Annotated in this window: 14 protein-coding genes; 3 read left to right on the top strand and 11 right to left on the bottom strand. The window is 40.1% G+C overall.

Going from position 1 to position 15,860, the window contains the following annotated elements:
- Nucleotide 1: 1 nt before the first annotated feature.
- From AEQ18_RS13820 to AEQ18_RS13775, 10 genes are all read right to left on the bottom strand, one after another.
- Nucleotides 2–943, bottom strand: coding sequence for a transketolase family protein (locus AEQ18_RS13820; protein WP_054116935.1), 942 nt, complete (start codon nt 941–943; stop codon nt 2–4).
- Nucleotides 930–1,766 (bottom strand): transketolase, encoded by an 837-nt coding sequence (locus tag AEQ18_RS13815; RefSeq protein ID WP_054116934.1) that lies wholly within the window; start codon nt 1,764–1,766, stop codon nt 930–932. The genes AEQ18_RS13820 and AEQ18_RS13815 overlap by 14 nt, the downstream gene beginning before the upstream one ends.
- 2 nt (nt 1,767–1,768) lie before the next feature.
- Complete coding sequence (locus AEQ18_RS13810) at nt 1,769–3,175, bottom strand: L-fucose/L-arabinose isomerase family protein (protein WP_054116933.1); 1,407 nt, start codon at nt 3,173–3,175, stop codon at nt 1,769–1,771.
- 30 nt (nt 3,176–3,205) lie between these two features.
- A complete protein-coding gene (locus tag AEQ18_RS13805) occupies nt 3,206–3,496 on the bottom strand; it encodes a PTS sugar transporter subunit IIB (protein ID WP_054116932.1) in 291 nt (96 codons plus the stop codon).
- A gap of 140 nt (nt 3,497–3,636) precedes the next feature.
- A complete protein-coding gene (locus AEQ18_RS13800; RefSeq protein ID WP_054116931.1) occupies nt 3,637–4,644 on the bottom strand; it encodes a LacI family DNA-binding transcriptional regulator in 1,008 nt (335 codons plus the stop codon).
- Between the two features lie 122 nt (nt 4,645–4,766).
- Nucleotides 4,767–6,785, bottom strand: coding sequence for a type I pullulanase (pulA, locus tag AEQ18_RS13795; RefSeq protein ID WP_054116930.1), 2,019 nt, complete (start codon nt 6,783–6,785; stop codon nt 4,767–4,769).
- Nucleotides 6,786–6,835: 50 nt separating this feature from the next.
- The gene (locus AEQ18_RS13790; RefSeq protein ID WP_054116929.1) at nt 6,836–7,462 is read right to left on the bottom strand and encodes a DUF624 domain-containing protein; all 627 of its coding nucleotides are present in this window, start codon (nt 7,460–7,462) and stop codon (nt 6,836–6,838) included.
- A 6-nt stretch (nt 7,463–7,468) separates the two neighbouring features.
- On the bottom strand, nt 7,469–8,356 hold the full coding sequence (locus tag AEQ18_RS13785; RefSeq protein WP_054116928.1) for a carbohydrate ABC transporter permease: 888 nt from the start codon (nt 8,354–8,356) through the stop codon (nt 7,469–7,471).
- Nucleotides 8,357–8,371: 15 nt separating this feature from the next.
- Nucleotides 8,372–9,304 (bottom strand): ABC transporter permease, encoded by a 933-nt coding sequence (locus tag AEQ18_RS13780; RefSeq protein WP_054116927.1) that lies wholly within the window; start codon nt 9,302–9,304, stop codon nt 8,372–8,374.
- 145 nt (nt 9,305–9,449) lie between these two features.
- Nucleotides 9,450–11,111, bottom strand: coding sequence for an extracellular solute-binding protein (locus AEQ18_RS13775; protein ID WP_054116926.1), 1,662 nt, complete (start codon nt 11,109–11,111; stop codon nt 9,450–9,452).
- A gap of 203 nt (nt 11,112–11,314) precedes the next feature.
- On the opposite strand from AEQ18_RS13775, the gene AEQ18_RS13770 reads away from it, so the two are divergent.
- Nucleotides 11,315–12,811 (top strand): response regulator transcription factor, encoded by a 1,497-nt coding sequence (locus tag AEQ18_RS13770; RefSeq protein WP_054116925.1) that lies wholly within the window; start codon nt 11,315–11,317, stop codon nt 12,809–12,811.
- Nucleotides 12,812–14,524, top strand: a complete 1,713-nt coding sequence (locus AEQ18_RS13765) for a sensor histidine kinase (RefSeq protein WP_054116924.1) — start codon at nt 12,812–12,814, stop codon at nt 14,522–14,524.
- Nucleotides 14,525–14,567: 43 nt separating this feature from the next.
- On the opposite strand, the gene AEQ18_RS13760 is transcribed toward AEQ18_RS13765, so the two are convergent.
- On the bottom strand, nt 14,568–15,197 hold the full coding sequence (locus tag AEQ18_RS13760; RefSeq protein ID WP_054116923.1) for a TetR/AcrR family transcriptional regulator: 630 nt from the start codon (nt 15,195–15,197) through the stop codon (nt 14,568–14,570).
- A gap of 350 nt (nt 15,198–15,547) precedes the next feature.
- On the opposite strand from AEQ18_RS13760, the gene AEQ18_RS13755 reads away from it, so the two are divergent.
- Nucleotides 15,548–15,859 carry a PadR family transcriptional regulator gene (locus AEQ18_RS13755; protein WP_054116922.1) on the top strand — a complete coding sequence of 104 codons (312 nt, stop codon included), beginning with the start codon at nt 15,548–15,550 and terminating at the stop codon, nt 15,857–15,859.
- Nucleotide 15,860: the final 1 nt, after the last annotated feature.

Here is a 15,860-nt window from a genome sequence, read left to right as displayed (position 1 = left end):
ATCACCCTCCAATGAACGCTCGCGCTGTTTTGGCAATCGATGCCCCATCTAAGCCATAGTGCGCAAACAATTCAGGTCCAGAACCGGTGATCAACGCATCGTCAGGAAAAGCCACGATTTTTTGGCGAATCCCGGTTTCTGCAGCCAGCACTTCCGCCACTGCCGCCCCTAAACCGTTATACAGGCTATGTTCCTCAACTGTGAGCACGACACCTGTTTTTTTGGCCACTCGCAGTACGGCTTCTTGATCGAAAGGCTTCAAGGAATGGACGTTCAAGACTGTCGCTTCGATCCCTTGCTCAGTGAGTAGTGCAGCAGCATCTAATGCTTGTCGCACTGTTTCACCAGTGGCAATCAATGTGACATCCGCGCCAGTGCGCATTTCCACAGCTTTTCCAATTTCAAAAGAATAATCTGTAGATGGATAGCAATCTTCCACGGGATTTCTGCCCAAGCGAATATAGGCAGGCGCATCTGATTGTGCCAATGCTTTGAACATTTGAATGGTTTCAAAGCGATCTGCTGGCAATAACACTTGCAAATTAGGGATGGCGCGGGCAACAGCAATGTCTTGCAAAGAATGATGACTCATCCCTAGCGCACCATAACTAACGCCGCCACTGATTCCCACAAGTTTGACATTTTTGTTTGAATAGGCGACATCGACTTTGACTTGTTCGATACTCCGCATACTTAAGAAACAAGCGGGCGATGCGACAAATGGCCGTTTGCCCATGTGGGCCAATCCAGCTGCAATGCTGACAATATTTTGTTCCGCGATCCCTACTTCAACGATTTGTTCAGGTAATGTATGAGCAAAATCCGCCAATGAAGCGGAGCCGCGAGAATCACTGGTTAAGACCGTGATGGCTGGATTCTTTTTGCCCTCTTCAATGAGCACATCACACATTGCTTGACGGTTTGCTATGTTATTCTTTCCCATTGCGTAAGACCTCCATCTGCGCGTCAATTTCTGATACAGCTTGCGCGAGTTGTTCTTCAGTTGGCACTTTATGATGCCAGTGGGCTTGATTCTCCGCTTCTGAGTACCCCTTGCCTTTTACTGTTTTGGCAATGATCATTTTGGGTTTATCTTTTTGATTTGGCTGTGACAAAACTTCGACCAAAGCGACCATATCATTGCCATCAACGATATGGACATCCCAACCAAAGGCACGCCATTTCTCGTCCAATGGTTCAACAGACATGACATCTTCAGATGCACCTGTAATCTGCAACCCATTGCGGTCGATAATTGCCGTCAAATTATCCAGTTTGTAATTTGCTGCAGCCATCGCGCCTTCCCATACTGACCCTTCAGCGAGTTCTCCATCTCCCAATAGCGTGTACGTGTGGTAAGGACGCTGATCAAGCTTCCCAGCTAAAGCAATCCCAACAGAAACTGGTAACCCATGCCCTAAAGAGCCGGTATTCATTTCAACGCCATCAACTTTATTATTGGGGTGACCAATCAAACGTGAATGGAGTTGAGAAAAAGTGAGCAGTTCTTCTTTTGTCAGAAAACCTTTATCTGCCAAAACAGTCCACAATACTTCCGCCGCATGTCCTTTGCTTTGTATATATTGATCGCGATCGATCATATTTGGTTGTGTCGCATCAACATGCATGACTTGGTAATACAGTGCGACGAGGATATCCGTACAAGATAAATCTGATCCTGTATGTCCAGTTTTGGCATGATAAATCAACTTTAAGACTTCTTTACGGATTTCTAATGCTTTCAATTTCAGTGCTGTGATCTCCATGGTCAATCTCCTCTCAAATATGCTTTCACATCTTCTTGGATTGGATCATAAAAGTCGGGTTGAACCCCTAAATATTTACATGCTTCATATAAAATCGGGACTACGTTTTTTCTAACAGCCGCCACATGATGGATATATGGCCCTTCAACTAATTTGAACTCTAATCGATTGAGATTTTCAAATTCTAAATACAAATAGGTCCCTTGATTGTATGGTCCATCAATGCCCTTACCTGTGCCCATCAATAGTGAATAGGCCCCATTGTCCCCATCAAAACGACATAATGTATACTCGTCTTTGATCGCGCGAAATGCCACGGATCCAGGATAATCAAAAACAAAATGACGTTGTGGTAAAATCGGTTTTGTTTCTGCTGTTGAATAAGCGAAGACCCCTAGATGCTGCAGCAATTCGCCGTTTTCATTTTCAGGATGACGGCAATTTACATCGGCGAAAATCGCCCGATGTTCTCCCAAAGAAGCCGCCTCAACCAATAACTCAGAAATCGCGCCATGGACATCTGTTTCACAAACAAATGGTAAACCCTCTTCTTGTAACAAAGACAATGAAGCATAGGGTAAAATACCAATTTCATCTTGTAAAGCTGTCCAGCATTGAATAACACCTGCATTACAGCCATAGGTTTGACACAAACTTTGCAAAGCGACTTTTAGCGCAGCAACCATCTCTAAGTCTTTCCCAGAGATTTGAACTTCGGTATTGGTTTTGAAATAGGTAATGACTGCTTGCACGTCATCTGCTTGCGTCTTTTTGACTTTTTCGATTTCTTGGACCAATTCTTTGATTGGAACTGGTGACAACGAAATATTGAATCTTTCCAATAACTCGCCTTCATTACAAATCACTGTCCAAAAATCAAATGGACGCGGCCCTACTTGCAAAATACGGGTTTGCTTAAATGTTTTGACGACATTACAGACTTTGATAAAATCTTGTAAACCGCGAGCGAATTCTGGTGAATCGATATCCGAATTTTTGACATACGTAAAAGGGACTTTGAATCGACGCAGTACTTTACCGATCGCGAATAGTCCACATTGTGTATCTCGCAGACGGGAGCCATCTGCTGCTGGTGTTTCATCTTTCGGGCCCCATAACAAAACAGGGACGTCTAGTTTTTTGGCCAATCGTGCGCAAGCATATTCTGTCCCAAAATTTTCATTGGCGATAAATAGACCATCTATTTTTGCAGCTTTAAATTTTTCAGCGATTTTTTCAACACCTTCATCATCATAAAGCAGACCATCTTCATTGATGTCCAAAATATCAACATAATCAATCGCTAGTTCATCCATTTTCTCACGGGTGAGATTGGCATATTCAATCGCTGCTTTTGCACTGAATAGATTTCTTCGTGTTGGTGCAAAACCGATTTTTACTTTGTCCATAAAAATCCTCCTAAAAATTTAGTTGTTTAGCTAAATGTTTATTTCATCAATAACTCTTTGTAACCGTCGCGAGCGAAATTCTTCTTCCGTTAGTAATATAATGTGCTTATCTGGAAATGCTGATGCGACTTTATCTTGATTGAAACGTGTATGCGGTGCCAATAAAAGACAATCAAATTCTTTTCCCGTCATAAAAATTTCTGAGAAAGGCGCGGAATGAATGATGTACGCTTCATTATTTGCACCTAATTGTTCTTTTAATGCTTGCACAAGAAGTGCAGAGGATAATCCTGTCGTGCAATATAGACCAATAGTTGTCATTCTGACACTCCTTAAAATGAAATCCCTTACTTTTACACCTTCACTATATCATAAGCTAAATATTTTGCAATACTTTTAGATAAATATTTTTGTAATAAAACTAAAAAAAGACTAAACACTCCAAAAGTGTTTAGTCTTTCCTATTGTATGCTCTCGCGTTCAACGATTGTGGTCCCCACGAGCATTTTCACATGATTGGTGTCTTCTGTAGTAATTTTTTCAAACAAACGCCTTACTGCCTGACGGCCAAGATAGACTTTATCCACTTTCACTGTGGTCAAAGGCGGACTGCAAAACTCTGCCAAAGGGATATCATCGAAACCAACAATCGTTACGTTTTCCGAAGATTGCGTTTCTTTGATGGCCTTCATAGCACCGATTGCAATATTGTCATTGACCGCAAAAAAAGCCGTCGGTAATTGGCGATCGTGTGCAATCATTGATTCTAAATACACCTTCATATCCTGATAGGAACCTTCTAATGTTGGTTCAACCAATGCTTCCGTTTCTTCATAATGAATCAAATCATGCTCTTGAATGGCTTGGAGAAATCCTTGTTTGCGTTCACGAAAATTATTGATTTGAAAAGTAGAATTGATAATGCCGATATCACGGTGCCCTTTGTCGATCATTTTCTCCACGATTTCATATGCACTGTCCCGATTATTGATTGCCACAAAATCAAAGTCTTGTGTGTTGAAAATCGTATCTAAAATCACTAATGGAACGCTGATTGATCGAAAAGCCTCCAAATCCTTTTTCTCTAACTCAGTACCTAAAAGCAATAAGCCATCTGCTGCTTCCGGCCGAATCGTTTCTAGCGGATCTTCGTTTGAAGCCAACGTGATATGAGAGATAACCAGTTCATACCCTAATGTACTGCACTCCATTTCGATCCCTCGTATGAGTTCAGAAAAGAACGGCGTATCTCCCACTACATTTCCTTGCTTATTCATCACGACAAATTTTATTTTCTGATTCTCTGTTTTTTTGATTTCCCGTTGATCAAAATAGCCCATATCTCTAGCGATTTTCAAAATCGCTTGTCTTTTTTGTTCACTGATCCCTTTGCGATTATTGATGGCATTGGATACTGTACCACTAGATACACCAGCTTGACGGGCGATATCGGAAATGACAACTTTCATCTATCCACCACTTTCTCATGTCTGTTCTTATAAAATTATATCAAAGCTAGCATCTTTTTACTACAAAAAAGCTAAATCAAACTAAATATTTTAGTTTGATTTAGCTTTTAACCTATTCCCCTTTATTCGCCACGCATTTTCACCCATATCATAAAGTGCAGTGGTGCAATGACTGTATCTTCCACTGGGCGTCCTTCAACCCCAGCACCAGTTTGATCAGCAACTAGAAGCCATTGTTCATTTTCTGCAGGTTTTGGTAAAGTCAATGTCCAATGATCTTCGCCGCTATTTGCCGCAACGATCAAGGATTGCCATGGATGCGTTGGTTCGGCATTCGGTATTTCATAAGCCACGATATTGTCAGATTGCGTGTCAAAGAAATGCATTCTGGCAGCAGTGCCCGTCGTCTTATCCCGCAACGGTGCAAAATGTTGACGGATTTGCCAAAGACCGCGATAGAGCGCACGCAATTCTTTGAACGCCTTGGCACGTTGCCAATCCAATTGGTTGATCGCTATCGATGATCGGAAGGAATTTTCATCGCCTTCTTTGGTACGTCCGAACTCTTCACCCGCTTGTGTCAAGACCGCTCCTTGACTTGTAAAAAGAAGAACTGCAGCTAATTTATTCCGAGCAAGCAGTGTCTGGTCTTGGCTATAAACCCGTTGATCCAGATCCGGTGTCATCGTAGCGACCAACTTATCCCAAAGTGTCAAATTATCGTGGACAGATGCATAGGCAACTACTTGTTGGGGAGATTTAGCCCAGCGATTCTCTGCATGATGGTCATCAAAACGTGTATTGCCTTGAATAGCAGTGGTCAAATCATGGAGATAAAACGTTTCTTTCGTTTGCGCACGTCCGTTCATACCTTGAATAAAGGCACCGTCCGTTTCTTCAAATACATCCCCTTTGATACTGTCCCGCAAATCATCACTAAAGACGGCGATTCTCTCATCCAATGCCCAGACATTGCTTTTGTTGGCTGGAATATTCGGCGCCATGATCTGGTTGCTGCCGGCATCCCATGGTTCGCCATATAAAATAACATGCTCCAAACCTTCTTCATCTAATCGCTGGCGCAATTGATTCATCGTATCCACATCATGCAAGCCCATCAAATCAAAGCGAAATCCATCAATTTGATACTCTTTTGCCCAGAACAAGACAGAATCATGGATAAACTTGCGCATCATTTTACGTTCTGAAGCCGTTTCATTGCCACACGCAGAACCGTCCGCAAAATCTCCCGCATTATTTTGTCGGTAGTAATAATCAGGTACCGTCAAATTAAACCATGATTTCTCCGTAATGGCCGTATGGTTAAAAACAACGTCCATCACAACACCGATATTTTCTTGATGCAATGCTTGAATCATTTGTTTACACTCGCGAATACGTACGGCTGGATCATACGGATCTGAAGCGTACTTCCCTTCAGGAGCATTATAGTTCTTAGGATCATAGCCCCAGTTATACGTTGTTGATGTTTCATCATTGTCATAGTCAAACATTGGCAATAAATGCACATAATTAATACCTAATTCCTTTAAATAGGCCATACCTGTCGCTTGGTCTGGATCGTTCAAAAGATGTGTATCTGGCTCCGTGAATGCCAAGTATTTGCCGCGATTTGCTGCTGAGATGCCACTATTCGCAGCACTGCTAAAATCTTCCACATGCAATTCCCAAATATACGCATCTGTGATAGCATCAGGTACTGTATAATTTGTTTCTAGCCAGCCTTTAGGATTGGTCGTGCGCAAATCAAGAATCGCACCACGATCCCCATTGATCCCTACAGCTTTCGCATATAAATCAACGGTTTCCACCGTTTCGGTACCACGAGTGATACGATAGGTATAAAACAATCCGTGGATATCTTGTTTCGTTGTCACTGACCAACAGTTATCTGCTTGTGTCATCGGAACTGTCATCAACTGATCTGCCTTACCAACTTCACCACTTTGGTAAATTATCACTTCTATTGCCTCTGCTTCTGGCGACCAACATTTAAAAGTCGTTTGGCCCTCTTGAAAGGTGACGCCTAAATCATTGCCTTGATACGTGTGTTCTTCCAAAAAACCGATCCGTTGATCGATTTGTATTTTTTTTAATCCGTAAATGCCTGTTTGTTCCAATGTCTTCTCTCCGTTCCTATCTTCAACAGTTTGTCTTCGATCCTGCTTCCTTAGTCTACCTTCTCATATTTCCTGAAAAAAGCCAATAGTAAAACACAGCGCAAGTACAGCCAGCCGCTGATGCTGAAAAAACAAGCGCTATATAGTCCGAATATAAATAAATAGGGCGATAACAACATCAGAAAAAAAGGAAACAGTGTGAGGCTATGCAACAAAATGGATCTGAATGGATGTTTTATGAGTAATTTGACATCAGTAACGAGGATAGACCGTAAACTACTGTTATACCTCGCTAAAGAGAAGAATACACATTGAAATAGATGAAAACAAATGATCGTACTGATACTTAATCCGATGATCCATCCATTAAGCAATTGATTCATTTGTATATAATACAGCCAGTTCACGCCTAATAACCACACAAATAATAGCAGTGCGATCCATACTACACTACTCTTGACAAATGACTGGCGAAATACGTGTAAAAACCTTGGCACGATCGCTACTTCTTTCCCTTGTGTAAGTTGAAGGAGAACATGAAATCCAGCTGTCTGGGCAGCACCGATCGTGACGATCGGTATGCTACTCAACAAAATCAACGCGTTTATGATCAGCAGCTGCCCAAACTTAGTAAATATTCGCGCGATCCATCCTTCTGAATGAAAAAAATAAATCATTTTAGATTACTCCTTCACCGAGCCAACCACAATACCTTGGACAAAGTATTTTTGCAATAGTGGATAGATAATCAACAAAGGCACTACAGCAACGACGATTTTTGCAGCATTTAAATTACGATCAGAAACAGCCAGTAAGCTTTGCAATTGTTCTGAACTTAAGTTACCTGCCCGCTGCATCGTTTCAGCGATATTGACTGACAAAGATTGAATATAGGTCATCAAAGGATAATTTTCAGTTTTTGTCATATAGATCAAACCGCTAAAGAAATCATTCCAGCTACCTACAATACTGAACAAAGAAACTGTCGCTAAACATGGTAACGACATGGGGATATAAATACGGGTCAAAATCTGCAATGGGTTTGCACCATCGATACGGGCAGACTCCTCAAGAGACTTAGGAATACCGCGAAAAAAGTTCATCACCAAAATCACACTACCAATTGGCACTGCACTTGGCAAAATCAACGACCACACTGTATTCAACAAACCCAAATTTCGCACAACCAAGTATGAAGGAATCATCCCCCCACTGAACAGCATCGCAAAAACCATAATTCCCATCAAGACACGACGCAAGCGAAACACTTTTTTTGTTTTTGATAATGGATAAGCCATCGTAACGATCATCAACAAGTTTAATAGCAGTGAAACGACCACACGAAAAACAGAAATGTTGAATGAACGCCAGAACTGCTGATCACCCATGATCTGTTCGTAAGCCGCAAAGGTCAGATCGACTGGCCATAAACCAACGCTATTGGCTGCTACAGCGTGACTGCTGCTCAAGGATATTGCCACTACGTTCATCATCGGAATCAAACAAGAGAGTGCCAATAAAATGACAATCATATAAATAAATCCATGACGTAAGCTAAATTTTTCTTTCATTTGTTTTTTCCTTTCCTAGAACATCACTCGATCGGTTTTCTTTTCAGCAATCTTATTCGATGTATAAATCAATATAAGACCAATCACAGATTTAACCAACCCAACTGCCGTACCAAGGCTGTAATCTCGGCCAATCAAGCCAATCCGATAAACATACGTGTCAATGATATCCCCACTTTGATAAACCACTGGAGAATATAAATTGTAGATTTGATCGAAGCCAGCATTCAAAATATTCGGTAAAGATAAAATAGTCATTAAAAGGATAAATGGCAGCATACCTGGCAAAGTAACATGCCAGACTTTTTTCGACCAACTTGCACCATCCATTGTTGCCGCTTCGTACAAGCCAGGATCGATTGCTGTAATTGCTGCTAAATAAACAATCGAACTATACCCAAAGCTTTTCCACACATCGGTTCCGATCAGTAAACGAGGAAACAAATGATTATTTCCTAAGAAGTTCAATGGCTCCAACCCAAAATTTTGCAGAATCTGATTGACTGTTCCATCTAAGCTGAATAAATTAACAACGACCGATGCTAAAATAACCCAAGATAAAAAATGAGGTAAATAAACAATCGTTTGAATCGAACTTTTCAACCACTTCATTCGCACCTCATTCAATAGAATCGCAAATAAAATCGGTACGATTGTATTAAAGACAATTTTCCAAAACGCGATAAAAATCGTATTCTGCGTAACTAAAAAGATATCTGGCAAACTAAATAAATAGCGGAAATGTTCCAACCCGACAAATTCCGAGCCCAACACCCCTTTTGCGGGGACATAATCCTGAAAGGCCATCAACAAACCAAACATAGGCCCATAAGAAAAAATTAAAATAAATATAATACCGGGAATAATCATGCCTAGAAAAAACAATTGATCTTTAGCAAAAATGCGCTTCTTTTTCTGGTTGACTACTTTCTCAGATGAAAGCTCCATTTCTTCACTCCTTTGACTTTAATGAACTGAGTAAAACCAAAAAACCGATCAACTATTGGAAATCAGCCGCACGGAACGTCCTGTCGACTTCATTCATCTTTGATCGGAAGTTTGGCAACATGATTTGATTTAAGGTACAAGATACCTACTCTCTTGCGTCAACGACCTCTTGCATTTCCGCTAGGATCGCAGCACCACCTTGGTTGTTCCATGTTTCGACATACGCATCGAAATTGTCTAATGATTCTTCGCCAGTAATAAACTTGATAAATGTTTCTTCTTCCAGTTTACCTACCTGTGCGCCATTACGCTCATTGGCTTCAATAGTATCAAATCGTGGTGGGATCACTTCATCCAAGATACCTTGCTCTCTCACGCCACCCATCACATTATTGACCGCCAAATACCTAGAAGCAAAGCGCGTCCAATCAACTGGGTCTGTATCTTCCGGCGATTCTAATGTCTGTTTGATCTTTTCGGCATTATCCTTGATAAAGAAATTAGAAATATCATCCATATCTGTTTTGCCTAATGCCGCATTAGAGGCTTCTACCGCATCATCGATTTCACTGTAAGCTTTTAAAAATACGACATTCCACGGGCGAACCGTGCCATCGACATCAATTTTGGCATAATCGTATATTTCTGGAAATTCCGCTTCTATGTCTTCTGATTGAGCGACTTCGCCATAGATCAAATTGATCATTTCCATGATTTTCTCAGGTTCTGAGAATCCTTTGCGGACCACGATATATTGACCCGTTCCTCGGTTTGCTATTGCATTGACTCTTCCATCACCATTGGCATTTTCAACAGCATAAGGCACGAACGCTGCATTCGGATCATTTTGCTTTGCTTGAACCAAACCCCAATCTGGCATATGCCATGGGCCAAAAATCACACCAGATTCACCATTGACCATCATTGCATGGATATCATCATACGTACGTGTACCAAATTGCGGATCCATGAACCCCTCATCTTGCCACTCTTTTAGCAGCGTCAACGCTTGTTTCATTTCATCTGTATTGGATCCATAATACATTTGTCCGTTTTCGTCTTGAAGATATGATTTAGGATAGGCGCCAAATGCATTCATGATCGCTGTTCCAGTATATGCTGTTCCACCATGACCTGAGGAAGAAAGCCAAAATGCGAGTGGTAGCCCTAATGCTTTGCCCGTATTCCCGAGGTCATTTTCCTGAAAAGCAATGGCTACTTCTTTGATTTCATCTAATGTAACGGCTTGATTGCCATCTTTATCTAATTCGATCCCTAGCTGATCCAACCAATCTTGACGCATCCAGACTAGATTTGGTCCAAAGTCATCGCTTGTCGAAGGAATGGCCATCAATCGATCATCAAAAGTTGCTGCCTCTAATTGAATACCATCAAAAGAATCATAAATATCTTTCAAAAAATCATCCGCATATTCATCGAATACTTCAGTTAAGTCCTCCACTAGGTCATTGTTGACTAATTCTTCTAATTCATCGCGGCTGCCGACAATCATGGTATCTGGCAGTTCACCAGAAGCGATTGCCAAAGACACTTGCCGATCATAGTCTTCCCCATGCGCTTCAAAAGCACTTTCCAACTCAATACCCAAGCGTTCTTTGATCAATCGCGTATAGGCATTGTCCCCATAAGTATCTCCCTCAGGAAGCTTAGAGTTTGGCGCAGTTTGGCGTCCAATCGTAATGATGACATCACCATCTTCATTCGTCTTGGCTTCTTCTGAACCGCACCCTGCCAATATCAATACTGAAGAAAATAAAGCAGCAAATGTCGCTATTCTTCTTTTCATTTTAGACCCTCCTTATTTTTGACTCATCCACATTATACGCAAACGATTTCACTATAGATATAGCACGATTTTCAGATTTATAGCACAATCTCCAGAAAGGATAAAACGTTTACAAAATCACTGTGTATTTTCTTTCATTTATCCTTTATCATGAGAAAAGAAAACAATCCATATGTTCGGTTGAAGAAAGGGAGGGAACACGGATGTATCAGTTGCTTATTGTAGATGATAGTTATGACCAAAGAGAGGTGATCAAATTTTTTGTCGCCCAGCGTGTAGAAAAATGGCTGATCCACGAAGCGAAGCATGGACGTGAAGGATGGGAAATGTTTCAAAAAGAACCATATGATCTAGTTATTACTGACGTAAAAATGCCTTTTATGGATGGACACGAATTTGCTCAGCGAATGAAAAGTAAGAGTCCTGAGACACCAATATTGTTTATTAGCGGCTACGAAGATTTTCATTTTGTCAAAAAAGCATTACAACTTCAGGCTGTTGATTATTTGCTAAAACCGCTTGATCCAGATTCCTTTAAAGAACAGATCAATAAAATGCTTGCTATCGTTCAAGCGCTGAATGATCAGAAAAAGCAAAAAAAATTAGACGATCGTCGATATTTGAAAGAGACATTGACGAAGCTTTTCCTCGGGATTCCTTGGCGAAAACTTTCTGACGAAGAGCAATCGATTGCACAATTTTTTTTAAAAAATAATGATCGTTTTACTGTGCTGCCTTTACCAAAAGACAGACACAATCCAGTCCCTTTTTTGGCTGCTTTGATCAATGAACGACCCGATATCTGTTTGTTGCCTATACATTCTACACATCTCATTTTTTTCGATTCTACAGGTTTGACAAAAGAATCACCTATTAAAAAAACGATCCATGACCTTTTTTTGTCACACTTTCAGACACCTCCTACATTTGTTACTAGCGAGCCAATTAGGCATCCGATCGCCACCTACTCTATATATCATTCATTATTGATGACAGATATGCATTCTTTTTATCATCAAGAAAAGAAACAAACCTGTTTGCTGTTGCCTGACCATCACTATATCGTAAAAACGGGGATTCCCTTGAAAATCAGTACGTATATACAGCAAAGTGATATAAAAAAAATCACACAACTCATTCAAATGGTTTATGCATCCTTTGAAGCGAGTGGTAGTGAAGCACCTGCAACTGTCAAATATTACTTTGCTACGCTTTATCAAACACTTGTGGATCATGCAAATGGCTTATTGGATGCTACTTCTCTAAGACAGCAAATAAGCCGAATTTTAGAAGCTGATAGCCTTGAAAAGACAATAGCCATTTTTGATGAAATTTTGTCTTTTCTCAATGAAAATATCGATCTTACTAAAAACGATCATCCCAGTGGGTATGTTCGCCAAGTCAAACATTTTATTTTTTCTAATTTCCATCAGGAACTTAGCTTAGAGATATTGGCTAATGAAGTGAATATCAACCCGAATTACTTGAGTGAACTTTTTAGTAAATATGAAGGGATGGGCGTGACAAAGTACATCAAGTCCTACAGAATCAAGCAAGCACAGACAAAACTAAAAAATAGTACCTACAGTATCCACTCCATTTCAAAGCAAGTAGGATTTAACCATTACTCCTACTTTTGCAGAACATTTCGTGAAATAGTGGGTATGACACCTGATGCTTATCGAAAGAAAGGAGTCTGAATGCGCAGCAGTATAAAGCAACGATTCAAAAATTTACGTTTTCAAAAGAAAATCATTGTGATTTCCATTCTTTCCAGTATCCTACCCTTGATTCTCTTGACTATCATAGGTGTATTTGTCATTCAATTTTTTATTCAGCAACAAGAAAAAAATGCCTATGATGATAATTTAACGAGCATTCGCTATCAATTAGAAACGAGGATCACCAGTTACCAAGATAGTTTGCTCTTCTTAGCGAACAATGCAAATTTGATTCAAGAGCTTTCAAAACAACGTTTCTCAAATTTTAGTCAATACGACCTATACAAAAATACAGTAGTCCCTTTATTTCAAAGTGTTACTTTTCAAAAAAATGATATCCATAAACTCACACTTTTCACATCCATGGATTTATATGATCATGGAGAGTACGTGAAGCAAATCAACGAAGAGAGTATTGTGCATGCTTTTGATCAGCAAAAAACGACTGAAGTCCGTAGTTATTTTGACCGGACCAATCAGATGCTCTATTTTTATACAAATATTTTTTTAAAAGGGAATGCTATCGATACGCAAAATTTCCTTGTCTTGACGATTGAACCCGATGCGCTTTTCACACACCTTAACGACATATCTAATGAGCCCTATGATTTGCTGGTTTATTCTGAATCAAACCACTTGCTCTTTCAATTTGACCGTCTATCCCAGCAAGAAGCGCTGCACGGCAATCAGTTGGTCAAAGCCACCTATCTACATGATGGTCCAATTACCCTAAGCAATCAGTGGCGCATTGTTTTTGTGAAGACCACTCAAACTGTGTTTAGCAGTATGTTTTATTTGATTACTGCAGCAAGTTTCATGTTTGTGATCGTATTGATCATTCTCATTCTCTCCAGCTGGTGGCTAGCCAAAACCGTGGTTCACCCCGTCAATGCTTTGACCAAACAAATGGCCGCGCTCTCCATGGAGCATTTGAAAATCGAAGACTTCTATGAATCAAAAGATGAAATTGGTCAGCTCTACTCGAATTTCCAGCAAATGCTCGATCAGATTCACAAATTGATCAATGACGTTTATCAATCTGAAATCAAACAAAAAAAATATGAACTACGGTCTTTACAGGCGCAAATCAATCCACACTTTTTCTATAATTCGCTTGCTTTGATTAGTAATACGGCAATGATCAATCGACAACCTGAGATTAGTGAGATGGCACATCTTCTTTCCAACTTTTATCGACTCAGTTTGAACCACGGCAATAGTCGATTAACCGTCCGTAAAGAGTTAGAACTCACGGTGACATATGCCAAGATTCAACAAAAAATGCATCATCATTCTTTTGACCTGCATATAGCGATCGATGAAGCGACAAAGGACTATGATGTGATCAATTTATTGCTACAGCCATTTGTCGAAAATGCGATTTTTCATGGCATCGATCATATAGAGGACGGGCGGCGTGGTGCTTTAACGATCCGCAGCTATTGCACAGAAGACCATTTAATATTTGAGATTCATGACAACGGACCCGGCATGTCGGAGGACCAATTACAACTGATCACACAAAAAACAAGCACACATTACGGTATCCATAACGTGTGCCAGCGTATCGCTTTGTATTACGGAGTTAAAGATGCCCTGTTGATCACTTCTTCACCCAAAAATGGAACACGCGTCCGCATAATGCTTCCCTTTTATTTGCCAAAAAGCTTGAATCATTCATTGACAAAATAAAAAACTGCGAAGATACGTTATCAAAATATTCTGAACCTTCCCATCAACAGTGTTCAGCAACTTCATCCCACATATTTAAGCCGGCATCGATCAAAGATTGTGGAATAATGTCTTTGTACGCTGTTTTAGGGTCAACGATCCTACGATACCAATAATCCTGAGTATCTTGTATAAATGCCGGCATATCCATCATGTCGGTATGTTTAGGATAGGTCAAGACAAGACCTACAAAAAATACCAACGCTTGATCGTGGATCATACGCAAATTTGTATAACCTGCTTTAGCAAAAATTTCAGAACGACTGACAGATTGAACAAAATACTGGTATGAAAAATCATTGATACAGTCTCCGCAGCCAATATCTTCTAAAAACAACGCAAAAAATAAATTCCTATTTCGACAGGCAAAGCTATAATAACTGGACCAATAGCTATAAAGTGGATCAATTTTTTCTCCATCCGCATTGGCTCTTTGATGAATATCTACAAACACGTCTTCAATCATCGCTTCTTTAAACCTCTGCATATTTGAAAAGTTTAAATAAATTGGTTGTGTCGATGTGCCAGCATAATCAGCAATCCTTCTCACGGTTATCTTTTTTTCATAATCCTCAGAAAGATATTTTTTAAAACACATAATCAAGTATTTCTTGGTAATTTTGGCTTTTCTCATCACTATCTTTGTCCTTTCTTTACAGCCATGTCCGCGATTCTGCTATCACCTCCCAGTTGAACCGAGCTAACTTGCTGCAACGTTTTCTTCCGCCTCTTCCTCACTTGACATAATGGGACACTGCATTGTATTGAGTAATAAATTAAATGGTTACTACTACTTTATCAAAAAAGGGAACAGTATCCTATATAAAAAGTCAAATAAAATGGTTTATTTTGTTTATATTGAATAATCACATCGATTTGCACTTACATTTAGGATCTCTCATTCTTAAGACTGATTTTTGTTTTAATGGGTTGTTCCTCAATACTATGTATTGTATAGTATTGATAAGAAATGGAGGGAAAGCAGTGGATGCACAATTAAAAAAAGGGTTGTTAGAGGTGTGTGTATTGGCTTTTCTACAAAGAGGTGATTCTTATGGGTATGAAATGGTCAAGCATATTTCTCCCTTATTGCCCATTTCAGAATCAACCCTCTACCCTATCCTAAAAAGATTAGAAGCCAGCCAATCGGTTCAGACGTATACAAAAAGTCATCAAGGGCGCACGCGAAAATATTATCAAATCACAGCACAAGGCAACACCCGGATCAATGAGTTTTTGACCACAGACTGGCCGCAATTGACCATGATCCATCGATTTATCAAAGGAGGCGTTTAAA

Origin of the sequence: Enterococcus sp. RIT-PI-f (assembly GCF_001297065.1) — a bacterium.
GTDB lineage: Bacteria > Bacillota > Bacilli > Lactobacillales > Enterococcaceae > Enterococcus_D.
The sequence above is the reverse complement of the archived record's forward strand: the minus strand, read 5'-3'. Positions and strand labels throughout refer to the sequence as shown.

What these genes read in the sequence shown, in the direction of transcription:
- AEQ18_RS13765 (WP_054116924.1), top strand. Translation starts at nt 12,812, where the DNA reads ATGCGCAGCAGTATAAAGCAACGATTCAAAAATTTACGTTTTCAAAAG.
- AEQ18_RS13815 (WP_054116934.1), bottom strand. Translation starts at nt 1,766, where the DNA reads ATGGAGATCACAGCACTGAAATTGAAAGCATTAGAAATCCGTAAAGAA.
- AEQ18_RS13785 (WP_054116928.1), bottom strand. Translation starts at nt 8,356, where the DNA reads ATGAAAGAAAAATTTAGCTTACGTCATGGATTTATTTATATGATTGTC.
- AEQ18_RS13820 (WP_054116935.1), bottom strand. Translation starts at nt 943, where the DNA reads ATGGGAAAGAATAACATAGCAAACCGTCAAGCAATGTGTGATGTGCTC.
- AEQ18_RS13770 (WP_054116925.1), top strand. Translation starts at nt 11,315, where the DNA reads ATGTATCAGTTGCTTATTGTAGATGATAGTTATGACCAAAGAGAGGTG.
- AEQ18_RS13790 (WP_054116929.1), bottom strand. Translation starts at nt 7,462, where the DNA reads ATGATTTATTTTTTTCATTCAGAAGGATGGATCGCGCGAATATTTACT.
- AEQ18_RS13800 (WP_054116931.1), bottom strand. Translation starts at nt 4,644, where the DNA reads ATGAAAGTTGTCATTTCCGATATCGCCCGTCAAGCTGGTGTATCTAGT.
- AEQ18_RS13775 (WP_054116926.1), bottom strand. Translation starts at nt 11,111, where the DNA reads ATGAAAAGAAGAATAGCGACATTTGCTGCTTTATTTTCTTCAGTATTG.
- AEQ18_RS13760 (WP_054116923.1), bottom strand. Translation starts at nt 15,197, where the DNA reads ATGAGAAAAGCCAAAATTACCAAGAAATACTTGATTATGTGTTTTAAA.
- AEQ18_RS13780 (WP_054116927.1), bottom strand. Translation starts at nt 9,304, where the DNA reads ATGGAGCTTTCATCTGAGAAAGTAGTCAACCAGAAAAAGAAGCGCATT.
- AEQ18_RS13810 (WP_054116933.1), bottom strand. Translation starts at nt 3,175, where the DNA reads ATGGACAAAGTAAAAATCGGTTTTGCACCAACACGAAGAAATCTATTC.
- AEQ18_RS13805 (WP_054116932.1), bottom strand. Translation starts at nt 3,496, where the DNA reads ATGACAACTATTGGTCTATATTGCACGACAGGATTATCCTCTGCACTT.